The organism is Pseudomonas sp. 6D_7.1_Bac1 (assembly GCF_025465945.1).
Lineage (GTDB): Bacteria > Pseudomonadota > Gammaproteobacteria > Pseudomonadales > Pseudomonadaceae > Aquipseudomonas.
In genome coordinates this window covers 1-12,141 of sequence record NZ_JANLNW010000004.1, presented here as the reverse complement: position 1 = coordinate 12,141, position 12,141 = coordinate 1, and the positions used below count along the sequence as shown (strand labels likewise).

The 12,141-nt window shown below is 61.1% G+C and carries 10 protein-coding genes; 5 read left to right on the top strand and 5 right to left on the bottom strand.

Going from position 1 to position 12,141, the window contains the following annotated elements:
• Positions 1–14: 14 nt before the first annotated feature.
• Together NTD87_RS00745 and NTD87_RS00740 are read left to right on the top strand one after the other, a co-directional pair.
• Entirely contained in the window at positions 15–761 is a 747-nt protein-coding gene (locus tag NTD87_RS00745) for an SDR family NAD(P)-dependent oxidoreductase (RefSeq protein ID WP_262111180.1), read from the top strand.
• Between the two features lie 73 nt (positions 762–834).
• On the top strand, positions 835–2,412 hold the full coding sequence (locus NTD87_RS00740; protein WP_262111179.1) for a FadD3 family acyl-CoA ligase: 1,578 nt from the start codon (positions 835–837) through the stop codon (positions 2,410–2,412).
• Positions 2,413–2,649: 237 nt separating this feature from the next.
• On the opposite strand, the gene NTD87_RS00735 is transcribed toward NTD87_RS00740, so the two are convergent.
• Both NTD87_RS00735 and NTD87_RS00730 read right to left on the bottom strand, forming a co-directional pair.
• Positions 2,650–3,528, bottom strand: coding sequence for an SDR family NAD(P)-dependent oxidoreductase (locus tag NTD87_RS00735; RefSeq protein ID WP_262111178.1), 879 nt, complete (start codon positions 3,526–3,528; stop codon positions 2,650–2,652).
• Positions 3,525–5,273 carry an FAD-dependent oxidoreductase gene (locus tag NTD87_RS00730; RefSeq protein WP_262111177.1) on the bottom strand — a complete coding sequence of 583 codons (1,749 nt, stop codon included), beginning with the start codon at positions 5,271–5,273 and terminating at the stop codon, positions 3,525–3,527. The genes NTD87_RS00735 and NTD87_RS00730 overlap by 4 nt, the downstream gene beginning before the upstream one ends.
• A gap of 267 nt (positions 5,274–5,540) precedes the next feature.
• On the opposite strand from NTD87_RS00730, the gene NTD87_RS00725 reads away from it, so the two are divergent.
• The 3 genes from NTD87_RS00725 (at position 5,541) to surE (ending at position 9,605) form a co-directional block, all read left to right on the top strand.
• Entirely contained in the window at positions 5,541–7,145 is a 1,605-nt protein-coding gene (locus tag NTD87_RS00725) for a DUF1302 domain-containing protein (protein ID WP_262111176.1), read from the top strand.
• Between the two features lie 23 nt (positions 7,146–7,168).
• Entirely contained in the window at positions 7,169–8,551 is a 1,383-nt protein-coding gene (locus tag NTD87_RS00720; protein WP_262111175.1) for a DUF1329 domain-containing protein, read from the top strand.
• A 76-nt stretch (positions 8,552–8,627) separates the two neighbouring features.
• Positions 8,628–9,605, top strand: a complete 978-nt coding sequence (gene surE, locus NTD87_RS00715; RefSeq protein ID WP_262111174.1) for a 5'/3'-nucleotidase SurE — start codon at positions 8,628–8,630, stop codon at positions 9,603–9,605.
• Positions 9,606–9,957: 352 nt separating this feature from the next.
• Here the strand turns inward: surE and NTD87_RS00710 are convergent, their stop codons facing one another.
• The 3 genes from NTD87_RS00710 to NTD87_RS00700 all read right to left on the bottom strand — a co-directional run.
• Entirely contained in the window at positions 9,958–10,290 is a 333-nt protein-coding gene (locus NTD87_RS00710) for a hypothetical protein (RefSeq protein ID WP_262111173.1), read from the bottom strand.
• A 610-nt stretch (positions 10,291–10,900) separates the two neighbouring features.
• Positions 10,901–11,281: a hypothetical protein gene (locus NTD87_RS00705; protein WP_262111172.1), complete on the bottom strand. Its 381-nt coding sequence runs from the start codon at positions 11,279–11,281 to the stop codon at positions 10,901–10,903.
• Positions 11,274–12,141: RHS repeat domain-containing protein (locus NTD87_RS00700; RefSeq protein ID WP_262111171.1), on the bottom strand; the 868-nt coding region annotated here is incomplete at its 5' end. The genes NTD87_RS00700 and NTD87_RS00705, both read right to left, overlap by 8 nt.

The following is a 12,141-nucleotide window of genomic DNA, read 5'->3' as shown; positions in this document are numbered from 1 at the left end:
AAAGAGGTTCACTCATGGCTCGTTTGCAGAACAAGGTCGCGGTGGTTACCGGCGGCGCTTCGGGTATCGGTCTGGCCTGCGTACGGCGCTTCGCTGCTGAAGGCGCGCAGGTCGTGGGGCTGGACATCGGCGCTGCACCCGCAGACTTTCCCGGTCTGTTCATGACCCTCGACGTGCGCGACGAAGCGCAGGTCGAGCAGGTGATGAAAGAAGTCCTTAACCACTTCGGTCGCATCGACGTACTGGTGAATGCCGCAGGCGTCGCCGACCAGGGCAGCGTGACCCAGACCACCACCGCCAACTGGCAACGGGTGCTGGACATCAACCTGACCGGCAGCATGCTCACCAGCAAGTACGTGCTGGGCACAATGGAGAAACAACGCAGCGGCTCGATCATCAACGTCGGCTCGATCTTCGGCCTGCAAGGGTGCGACGGCAACGTGGCGTACAACGTGTCCAAGGGCGGCATCAACCAGCTGACCCGCTCGATGGCGGTCGACTACGGTTACGCCAACATCCGCGTCAACGGCCTGTGCCCTGGGCTGATCGAGACGCCAATGACCAGCATGGTCCGCGAACAGGCCGAGTTCCACGCCTACTTCGCCTCGCAGCACATGCTCAACCGCTCCGGCCAGCCGGACGAGGTAGCAGCGGTCGCGCTGTTCCTCGCCTCGGATGATGCGTCCTTCGTCAGCGGCCAGATGATCGCCGTGGACGGCGGTTTCTCCGCCGGCCGTCGCTTCGCCCCGCCTGCGGCCTAAGCGACTATTGCGGCCGGGCGCCCTGCCCGGCCTGCTCCCTTTTTTGAATTCATCCTCTACCTGAGGAGGCACCATGCCGCCTGTCGCACACGCTCCGAGCATCGCGCACCTGTTCGCCCACGCAGCCCATGCCTATGGCGACCTCCCGGCCATCGAAGACGGCGCTCGGCACATCAGCTATCGGCAACTCGATCAACTGCGCCAAACCGCTGCCCGCGCCCTGCTGGCGCTGGACGTTCAGGCCGGGGATCGGGTGGCGGTCTGGGCACCTAACATTTGGGAATGGATCGTCGCCACCGGTGCCCTGCACAGCGTCGGCGCGGCCCTGGTGCCGCTCAATACCCGAATGAAAGGCAGCGAGGCCGGCTACATCCTGCGCGAGAGCGGTGCCTGTGTGTTGTTCACTATCGGTGAGTTTCTCGGCGTCGACTATCCGCAGATGCTCGCCAACGAAGCGCTGCCTGACTTGCGGCAGATCGTCAGTCTGCGCAGCGACAAGCCCGGCACCCTCGGCTGGGAAGCGTTTATGGCGCTGGCTGCCGACGTATCGCCCGCCACCCTGCTGACCCGCGAATCGGGTGTGGGACCAATGACACTGTCGGATGTGCTGTTTACCTCCGGCACCACTGGCAAACCCAAAGGCGTCATGACCCGGCACGGGCAAAACCTGCGAGTGGTGCGTGACTGGAGCGAAGTGGTCGGGTTGCACCAGGGCGATCGCTACCTGATCGTCAATCCGTTCTTCCATTCCTTCGGCTACAAGGCCGGCTGGCTGGCGGCGCTGATGCGCGGCTGCACGATCATCCCGCAACCGGTGTTCGACGTGCAGGCGGTGCTGGATTGCGTGCAGCGTGAGCGGATCAGCGTACTGCCCGGTCCGCCAACGCTGTATCAGTCATTGCTGGCCCATCCGCGACGGGATGAATACGACCTGTCGTCGCTGCGGGTCGCGGTGACCGGCGCGGCGGCGATTCCGGTGGAGATGATCTGGCGCATGCGCGACGAGCTGGGGTTCGCCACCATCGTCACCGCCTATGGTCTGACCGAAGTCTGCGGTTTCGCAACCATTTGCCGTCCCGGCGATTCCCCTGAGCTAGTCGCCAACACCAGTGGCCGGGCGATGCCGGGGGTGGAAATTCGCTGCGTCGACCTCAACGGCCGCAGCCAGCCGCCCAACATCCCCGGCGAAGTGCTGATTCGCGGCTACAACCTGATGCAGGGCTACCTCAACGATCCGGCGGCCAGTGAGGAACTGCTCGACACAGAGGGCTGGTTGCACACCGGAGACATCGGGGTGCTCGATGAGCAAGGCTATTTGCGCATCACCGACCGCCTCAAGGACATGTTCATCACCGGTGGTTTCAACGTGTACCCGGCGGAGATCGAACAGTGCCTGTTGACCTACCCCGGCGTGGCGCAGGCCGCCGTCATTGGCATCCCTGACGAGCGTCTTGGCGAGGTGGCCATGGCTTTTCTGCTGCCGGCACCAGGGCAGATGATCGAGCCCGGCGCGCTGATCGCCTGGTGCCGCGAGCAGATGGCCAACTACAAGGTTCCGCGTCGGGTGCAAGTGCTCGACGCCATGCCGCTGAACGCGGCGGGCAAAGTGACCAAGAATGTCTTGCGTGAGTGGGCGACCACGACACTGTAGGTGCACGGCTTGCCGGCGATGGCGGTCTCATGGACGCCTTCGCTGGCAAGCCATTCTGCGATCCGTAGCAGCTGGCGAAGCCTGCGTTCGGCGGCGAAGCCGTCGTAGATGGCATCACCACCGTTTACCTGAAAGACCTTGCTGCCTGATCTTGCGGCCGCTTCGCAGCCGAACGCAGCCGAACGCAGCCTTCGGCAGCTGCTACAGGGAATGCGTTACGCCAGAGTCAGTGAACATTCAGATAATCCGTGCCGGATGCTGCTGACGCGGGTCACCGAGCATGGCCCGGTGTGACGGCGGTTGCCGGCCCTGGTCTTCGCTGATGCCATAACCAGGGGCGATTTCGGCGGTGATCAAGGTCTGGCCGGACAGGCTCATCACCTTTGGATCATTGAGCAGCGCGTGAATCACCCGCCCGTTGAACTGCGGTGTCTCGGCGTCAGCCAGAAACGCCTGGTACTGCTCGCCATGCTGTTCACCGGCGATCCGTGTGCGCTCGGTCAATTGCGGGCCCAGCCATAGCGACACTGCCGCCACCCCGCGCCCTTCAAAATCAATCGCCATGTCCGCCGCCAACTTGTCGACACCGGCCTTCTGCGCGCCGTAGGCCGGGCCGTGCATGTAACACCCGGCACCGAACGAAGAGGTGAAACAAATCAGCCCCTGCTCGCTGCGCAGCAACAAGGGCGCGGCGTGGTAGCTGGCGATATAGGCTGAACGCAGACCCACATCAAGAATCCGCACCAGCTCCAGCGGTTTCTCCCAGAATGGCCCGGGTTCGATCAGCTGGTCATGGATGAACGCCGCATTGTTCACCAGCAGATCCAGATGCCCGCATTCCTCCTGCACCCGAGCAAACAAGGCTTTCACCTGCTCGTCTTCGGCATGATCACAGACCACCGCGACCCCTCGCCCGCCCGCTGCCGTAATCGCAGCAGCCGTGTCGTGCAGTGAACCCTGCAGTGCTTGCCCATAAAGGTTTGAGCCGCCCTGCCCCGGCGCACGGCCAGTGACGAACACCGTCATGCCCAACGCACCAAGGGCCAGGGCAATCCCTTGACCCACCCCACGACTGGCGCCGGTGACGACCGCTACCTGATTGTTGTTCAAGGTCATTTGCAACTCCCCGTCACAGCCCTGGCCGACAGCGCCTGGCGCTGACTCTGCTGCTGAATGTGATTGGCCGCCACATAACCGAAGGTCATCGCCGGGCCGATGGTCGAACCGGCGCCGGGGTACGTGCGGCCCATCATAGACGCCGCACTGTTGCCAATCGCGTACAAGCCGTTGATCGGTTGCCCGTCCTCGTGCAACACCCGTGCGTGCACATCGGTGAGCAAACCACCCTTGGTGCCGATGTCGCCGGCATCGACGCGCACCGCGTAGAACGGCCCTTTGTGCAGCGGCGCCAGGCACGGATTAGGTTGCACATTCGGGTCGCCGTAATAGCGGTCGAACAAGGAATCACCCTTGTGAAAGTCTTCATCCTTACCCTGCAGGGCCATGCCATTGAAGCGTTCGACGCTGCGCACCAGCCCCGCGCCATCGACACCGATCTGCGCCGCCAGCTCCGGCAGACTCGGCGCCTTTTGAAAGTAATCACGCAAGTGTTTCGGCACTTGCCAGTCAGGCTGAGCGTACCCTGGCATCAGTGCGCCACACGGGTATTTGCGCCGGAATTCAGCGTCGAAAATCATCCAGCACGGCACGCTGACCGCCTCCGGACGATTATTGGCGTACATCGCGTAAACGATGTCGGTATAGGGCGCGGCCTCGTTGACGAAGCGCTCCCCGGCCGAGTTGACCAGCACACAACCGGGCAAGGTTCGCTCGACGAACAACGCACGCTGTTTTTCCTCACCTTGAACATAGGTGGTCGGTGCCCACCAGCTATGGTCCATCAGCGCGGTGCGTGCACCGATCGCCTGACCGGCGCGGATGCCATCGCCGGTATTGTTCGGCGGCGTGGCGCTCCATTCGGCCTTGGATGGCTGCGGCAGATACGCTTCGCGCATGGCCTGGTTTCGCTCGAAACCACCGGCGGCGATGATCACTCCATGGCGAGCCTTGATGTTGAGCATCTGCCCGTTGCGACACACCCGTGCGCCGCCGACCCGATCACCGACGATCAGCAATTCTTCCAGCCCGCAGTTGAGCCACAGCGGTCGACCGCGATCCTGCAACGAGCAGCGCAGCGCGCCGATCAAGGCATTGCCCAAGGTCAGGAAGCGGTCGCGACGGGACAGCCGGCGGCCTTCACGGTCGCGCCAGTAGCGCCACATCACCCGCAGGGTCAGGCCAAGCCAGCCGCGTCCGCGACACAGCAGCACCTGCGCCTCTTTCATAGTCATCGCCATGCGACCCATCATCAGCGTTCCCGGTGACGGTGCACGCATGCGCAAGAACTCTTCGTCCAGTTCTGCGGCGTCAAACGGCTGCGGATCCATCGAGCGATAACCGGGTTTTCCGCCGGGTACTTCCGGGTAGTAATCGGCATACCCTGGCTGCGCTTCGAATCGCACCCGGGTCTGCGCCTCAAGGTACTCGACCATCTCACGGCCCTGCTCGACGTAAGCTTCGATACGCCCATCGTCGATTTCGCCATGGGTCACAGCGCGGATGTAGGCAATGCCTTCGGCCGCCGAGTCGTTACCGCCCAGGGCTTGAATGCGGTGGTTGTTGGGGATCCAGATACCGCCGCCGGACACCGCCGACGTGCCACCGTACTCGGCGCTCTTTTCAATCAGCAGTGCGTTCAGCCCCAGGTCGTGAGCCCGCAACGCGGCAGTCATGCCCCCCGCGCCCGAGCCGATCACCAGCACATCGCAGCACTCATCCCATTTGATCTCGGCATCTTTCATCCGCACATCTCCGCAAAGCGCCAACAGGCAAGAAGCCGCCGCCACCGGCACTTGGCCTGGCGCAGTCGGTCTCGGGATTGTTGGTGGGCTGACGCGCCCGGACATCGTCCGATGGGACTAGCGCAAAGCCGCCGCACATCCGCACCAAAACGCTTAGTCCGGTTGGACGATGTTGCGTTGCAAACGTGACTCCATAGTCGCCCCTGCTTCACTTCCCAACCCTGAACTGCAGGTCGGGCAGGCCTGATCCTTAAGCATGAGGACGACATGATAAAAACAATAATCGCCCCACCACTGCTGCACACGTATGCAAAAACGCACGTCATGAAGATGCGCGTAAAAATGGCCGTACTGATGCTGGCCGGGGGCCTGGGCGGTCAAGCCAGCGCCATGACCTTCCAGCCCAGCGACGACCTGAGTGTCGACTGGGACACCACGCTGACCTATAGCCTGGCCTGGCGGACCGAAGGGCGCGATCCCAAGTTGACCGCCAATGCCAACGCTAACGACGGCGACAACGCCTTTGCCAAAGGCAGCCTGATCAACAACCGCAGCGGCTTTTTGACTGAAGCCAACGTCAAGTGGCAAGACGACTACGGGTTGTTCGTCCGTGCTGACGGTTTCTACGACAATGTCTACGACCGCAGTAACGACAACAACACCGGCACTTCGAACTGCTTCGCTGGTGGCCAGTGCAGCCGGCCGGACCGCTTCCCCCAGGGCACCATCGACCAGCATCGCAACGACCTGCGCCTGCTCGATGCCTACGCCTATGGGACCTGGGATTTGTCCGGACACAACCTCAACGCGCGGCTCGGCAACCAGGTCGTGAGCTGGGGTGAAAGCCTGTTCTACCCTGGCATCTCGGCGGCGCAGAGCCCGGTGGATGCGACCAAGTCGACCACGCCCGGCGTCGAGGTCAAGGAAATCCTGTTGCCGGTCGGCCAACTGTTCACCCAGTTCAGCCTGACCGAGAGCCTCGATGTGCAGGCCTACTACCAATACAAATGGCAGAAGACCGATCTGTTCGGTGTCGGCAGCTACTTCTCGACCACCGACTACATCGACCGGGGCGGTTTCAACGACGCCAGCGGTTTCGTCCGTCGCCTCCCGGACGACACACCGAGCGACAGCGGCCAGTACGGTCTGGCGTTCACCTACGCGGCGGCCTCGTTGAACAACACCGAGTTCGGCGTCTACTACTCGCGTTATCACGACAAGACCCCGCAGCTGGATTTCCAGAGCCAGCTGGGCAGCTACCGGGCGATCTACTTCGACAACATCGACCAATTCGGCGCGAGTTTCTCCACGGTGCTGGGTGATACCAGCATCGCCGGTGAAGTGAACTACCGCGACGGTCAGCCCGTGATGGTCGACAACGGTTTCGGCAGCCCGGTGCGGGCCAAAACCATGCAGGCCCAGGTCTCGATGATCCACGTGCTCGGCCCGACATCCTGGGCGGACAACACCACGCTGGTGGGCGAGCTGGTCTACAACAGCGTGCTCAGCAACGACAGCTCGGTGCCGACTCAACTGGCGCCAGGCTTCAGCCTGCCGGGCACCGACAAACTGTTCTACGACCGCTCGGCCTGGGGCTACACGCTCCAGTCGACGTTTGACTACAACGACGTGTTCAGTGGCTGGGACATGTCGGTACCGGTCACCTTAAGCATTGCCGCCCACAACGACAGCTCGCTGGTGGGCTCGATCAACATGGGCCAGGGCGACAACCGCGCAAGTATCGGCAGCTCCTGGCGCTACCTCGGCAACTTCACCGTCGAGGCCCGTTACAACGCCTACCTGGGCAATGCCAACAACAGCCCGCTGGCGGACCGCGACAACGTCGCCCTCAACTTCAAATACCGGTTCTGATTCCCCTGATGGAGGAGCACAGCATGTCCAGCATTACCCACACTTTGTTGCGCACAGCGCTGGCCGTGAGCCTGTTGGGCGCAACCTTTGCGTCACAGGCCAAGGTCAGCACCGAGGAAGCCGCCCGCCTGGGCCAGGACCTGACCCCGGTCGGCGCCGAGAAAGCCGGCAACGCCGACGGCAGCATTCCGGCCTGGTCCGGCAAATGGCAGGGCCTGCCGCCACAGCTCAAATACGCCGGCCCCGGCACCCCGTACCCGGACCCGTACGCGGCGGAAAAACCGCTGTTCGTGATCAACGAGCAAAACATGGACAAGTACGCCGCCAACCTCACCGACGGCGAGAAAGCGCTGCTCAAGCGCTACCCGACCACCTTCAACATTCCGGTGTACCCCTCCCACCGGGACTTCCGTCTCGATCAGCGCAGCTACGACGACATCAAGAAAAACGCGGTAACCGCCGAGCTGGCCAATGACGGCAACGACACCCAGAACGCCTGGGGCGCCTCGCCGTTCCCGATTCCGAAAAACGGCAGCGAGCTGATGTTCAACCACACCCTCGCCGGGCGCGCCAGTACCGAAGAGGCGAACTACCAGCAGGCCGTGGTCTATGCCAACAAAGAGCGGGTGCTGGAACAGGTCAACTACAAGATCAACTCGATCTGGTCGACCCCGGACAAAACCCTCGAATCCTCCAACGGCATCCTCACCAACTTCCTGATCACCACCCTGGAACCGGTGCGCAAGAAAGGCGAAATCGTCGTCGGCCACGAGTTCATCAACCCGACCTCCTCGCCGCGTCAGGCCTGGCAGTACACGCCTGGACAACGCCGGGTCCGTCGCGCCCCGACCGTCGGCTATGACTCACCGACCGGCGCGGGCGGCTTCCGGGTGTATGACGAAGACCGCTTGTTCAACGGAGCCCCGGATCGCTACAACTGGACCATCGTCGGCAAGAAAGACATCTACATCCCGTACCACAACTACAAGATCGACGACCCGAGCGTCAGCACTGATCAGATCCTCGCTACCACCGGCCACGTCGATCCGCAGTACATGCGCTACGAGAAGCACCGGGTCTGGGTGTTGCAAGCGACCCTCAAGGAAGGTGCGCGGCACGTCTATGCCAAACGCGTGCTGTACCTCGACGAAGACACCTGGGCCGCCACCCTGGCCGACAACTACGACAGCCGTGGCCAACTGTGGCGCACCAACATGCAGACCTCGATCTACGCCTACGAGATGCAGCGCTACCACGCCCGCCTCGGCATCTACCATGACCTGATCGCCGGTTCCTATCTGGTTGACCGGCTGTTGGTCGACCAGAAGCCGGCCAAACTCAACGCCAGTAATTTCGTCGATGAAGACTTCACCCCGGGCAACCTGCGCAAGCTCGGCACCCGCTAAGTGTTGACGGGCCCCGACCGAGTCACTCGGTCGGGGCCTTGTTGCATCTCCCTACCCGCCTATACGGACATTCCCCATGAACAAACTGCTCACCGGCGCCATTGCCCTGGCCAGCCTCGGCCTGTCACTGAACGCCAATGCCCTGAACATTCTGCTGACCAACGACGACGGCTGCCGCGCCCCCGGCATCGACGCGATGTACCAGGCGCTGACCGCCGCCGGCCACGACGTGACCTTGGTCGGCCCGTTGAATGACAGCAGCGGCATCGCCGCCGCCAGCGTGGTGATCCCCGGCCAGGCCCTGGCCATCACCGAACTGGCCCCGCACAAATTCTGCGTCGGCCCACCGGACGGCTATAGCGCGCCGGCCGGCAAGACCTCCGCCATCGGCACCCCGGTGGACGCGGTCAACGTCGGTTTCGACCTGCTGCTCAAGGACCATCGCCCGGACTTGGTGGTGTCCGGCAGCAATTTCGGTGAAAACGTCGGGCCGCTGACGCAAATGTCCGGCACCCTCAACGCCGCCGTACGCGGAATGTTCAAGGGTGTGCCAGGGGTGGCGGTGTCGACCGGGATTGATATGGACCTGATCATCCGCGACCAAAAAGCCGGCTACCGCAAAACCCTCGACGCCATGCCAGCCACTGCAAGCTTTGCCGTGCGAGTGATTGCACAGGCCAGTGAAGCCGGAACCAAGGCCCGCGCCCAGTGCAAAAAAGATCATCAGGCCTGTGAACTCAACGTCCTCGGTTTGCCGGGCGTCAACGGCCTGAACCTCAACTACCCGGCGTTACCGGCCAGTGAAGTCAAAGGGGTGAAATTCGCGCCTATCGGCGATTGGGATCGAGTGAACTTCACCACCCAACGCGGCGAAGACGGCATCGTGCGGGTCAACCTGGTCGCCCCACCGGCCCCAACCAAGACCCAGCAACAGGCGGATGCGTGGTTGTTGTCACAAGGCAACGCCGTGATCACCGTGATCGACGGCAACCACACCGCACCGCAAGCCCAGCAGGATCGGGCGCAGAAGATGTTGCGGGGAGTGAAACCCTGATACCCGCTAATCACTGACTAAACCCCGTGGCGAGGGAGCTTGCTCCCGCTCGGCTGCGTAGCAGCCGAAAATCGGCAAATACGGTACGCCTGAAGAAATGGATTGCTGGTGTTGGGGCCGCTGCGCAGCCCAGCGGGAGCAAGCTCCCTCGCCACAAAAACTGCGCCCGACCAAATCCCGTGGATTACAGCCCTGAGGCATTAACAAACGCGCAACAAAAAGCCCGCACATGGCGGGCTTTCTGTTTGATGGGGTCAAATCCTTTTGTCAGTTCAATCTGCGCTCCAGGATGTGAGCAATTCGTGAAAAGCATGTCGCAGGATTGAGAAGACGACAGACCGCACCAAACTCTCTATTTAACTGAATCCAAAACGGGCTCCGGCAACCGCCGCCCGAGCACATCCAGCAGATCACAACCGTCGCGCAGCGGAATCGCACACAGCAACGCGAAGTCGTTGAGGATGACCGAGTCGCTGGCAATCTCGCCACGCATGGCGAGGTTCTCCAGCACCTGAGTCACCGCACGAATGCGATATCCGGCAGCGTCGAGCAAGATATCAAGCGGTGCGTGGGTATCGACGAACAAGGTGGGCATGTCGCTGCAGTTGCTGGTGAGGGCCATGTAGCGGTTGGAGGGATGGGAAGTTGGGGGGACGTAGGGTGGATCGGGGTTATAGGTGTTCATATTGAAGCCTCTAGTAGGAATGGAAGCTGCCACCGGCCTTCCTACAGACTTGGGTGGCAGCTATACGCGGGGTAGGAATACCGAGTACCAGAGAAACTCGACCACGCCGAAGCGTGCCCGCGCATAGCCGCCGCAACTGATCTTACGGACGCACAATCACGACCGCAAATCAGGTGTCGACGCTTACGCGTCTCTCATGGTTTCGAAGGGTTCCTACACCCCGCCACTGAACGTGCAGTGACACCTGAAGCCTATCGATGGAGCTCATTTCACACCAGTTCATGCACACCGCCACAACGTGCGGGAAATCTCCGACGAGTTTGCCCGACCGCCATCGCGGCATAGGTATCTACACAACGTTGAAATACGGTGAAAGACCACGCCCGTAGCAGCTGTCGAGCCTGCGAGGCTGCGTTCGGCCGCGCAGCGGTCGTAAAATCAGGCACCGCGTTCTTTCAAGCAAACCGCGTACCCAGGATTTGCGAGGACTTCGTCCTCGAACGCAGCCTCGCAGGCTCGGCAGCTGCTACGAGAGCTAGACAATCAAATGTGTAGATACCTATGGCCATCGTGGACAATCAGGGCTCGTAAGCAAATAAATCAGTTCGCGCTAACTGCAGAACGCCACGTCAATCCGGTCTACTTTTATCCTTAAAAATTTCTCATTGAACGACGGGTATTCGTAGTGAATATCCTGATCCGAAAATTCAATAAACGACCTGAAGACACCCCCGTCCAAAAAACCATAGAGAAAACACGAAAAACCCTCACCGCACATTTCAACCATGGACTCCTTTTCTTCAGCTATCACGATGAAGTCGCCGTCTGGAAGGACCATGTCCATCTCAATGTCATAGCTTCCTCCCACCTCAATATTTCCAGGGCAATAACTCAAAAAACACTTAACGAGAGTACTGTTAACGAGTAGTACAACCTCTTCCTCGACTGCCTCACTTATCGCAACCACCAGAGCACGTTCTGTTTTACTCATTCGAGGGCCTCACCACCTTGTCGTGCGCATCACCATTTATAGATCTCCAGAAATCCTTCCCGCTTTTTGTATGCAAAGTCGTAATTTCCTTATTGTTGTTTGTGCCGACAAAAGCAAATTTCGCATCACCTCTACGATTATTACCCATGAACTGCAAGTAACCCGCCCGTATCTCTCCCTGATATTTGTACTCAACTCGTGTTCCTTTACTCACAACATCACGAGCCATGAGCAAATACTCCTCTTTGCTCAGCGCTCCAAACTCCGCACCGTGCTTTTTGTAATGACCATGAAGCTTTTCCTCACTTCCAAAATTTTGAGGTTCCCCTTTCGGTTTTGGAACCTTCGGTTCACCCTCATCAACCCGCGCCTTCCGCGCCGGGTCTTCCACCCCAGCCGCCGGCTTGCACCCATCCGCGCCCGGGCAGTTGCTCAACCCCAACGGATCCACCCACCCCGTCGGGTTCGGGGTGTACTGATACCCGTTAATCCCACCGGTGAGTTTGCTCGGATCGGGCGTCAGGTACCGGCCAATATCCGGATTGTAGTAGCGATGCCGGTTGTAGTGCAGGCCGCTTTCCGCATCGAAATACTGCCCTTGAAACCGCAGCGGTTGCTCCAGTTGCTCTTCGCCAAACTGCTGGAGGCTGGCGAGTTTGCCGTAGGCCTTGTAGGTGGCGGACCAGACGATCTCACCGCTGTAGTCGGTGAGTTCCTGCGGGGTGCCGAGGTGATCGAGTTGGTAATAAAACGGGCAGGCTTTTTTCGGGCCGAAGCCGTCGAGCATGGCCAGCGGGCGGAAGCTGCCGGGTTCGTAGACATAGCTGCGGTGGTGCTCGCGGCTGTGTTCGGCGATCAGT

Excerpts from the sequence above, each read along its gene's own strand:
- NTD87_RS00745 (WP_262111180.1), top strand. The coding sequence starts at position 15 with ATGGCTCGTTTGCAGAACAAGGTCGCGGTGGTTACCGGCGGCGCTTCG.
- NTD87_RS00740 (WP_262111179.1), top strand. The coding sequence starts at position 835 with ATGCCGCCTGTCGCACACGCTCCGAGCATCGCGCACCTGTTCGCCCAC.
- NTD87_RS00735 (WP_262111178.1), bottom strand. The coding sequence starts at position 3,528 with ATGACCTTGAACAACAATCAGGTAGCGGTCGTCACCGGCGCCAGTCGT.
- NTD87_RS00730 (WP_262111177.1), bottom strand. The coding sequence starts at position 5,273 with ATGAAAGATGCCGAGATCAAATGGGATGAGTGCTGCGATGTGCTGGTG.
- NTD87_RS00725 (WP_262111176.1), top strand. The coding sequence starts at position 5,541 with ATGATAAAAACAATAATCGCCCCACCACTGCTGCACACGTATGCAAAA.
- NTD87_RS00720 (WP_262111175.1), top strand. The coding sequence starts at position 7,169 with ATGTCCAGCATTACCCACACTTTGTTGCGCACAGCGCTGGCCGTGAGC.
- surE (WP_262111174.1), top strand. The coding sequence starts at position 8,628 with ATGAACAAACTGCTCACCGGCGCCATTGCCCTGGCCAGCCTCGGCCTG.
- NTD87_RS00710 (WP_262111173.1), bottom strand. The coding sequence starts at position 10,290 with ATGAACACCTATAACCCCGATCCACCCTACGTCCCCCCAACTTCCCAT.
- NTD87_RS00705 (WP_262111172.1), bottom strand. The coding sequence starts at position 11,281 with ATGAGTAAAACAGAACGTGCTCTGGTGGTTGCGATAAGTGAGGCAGTC.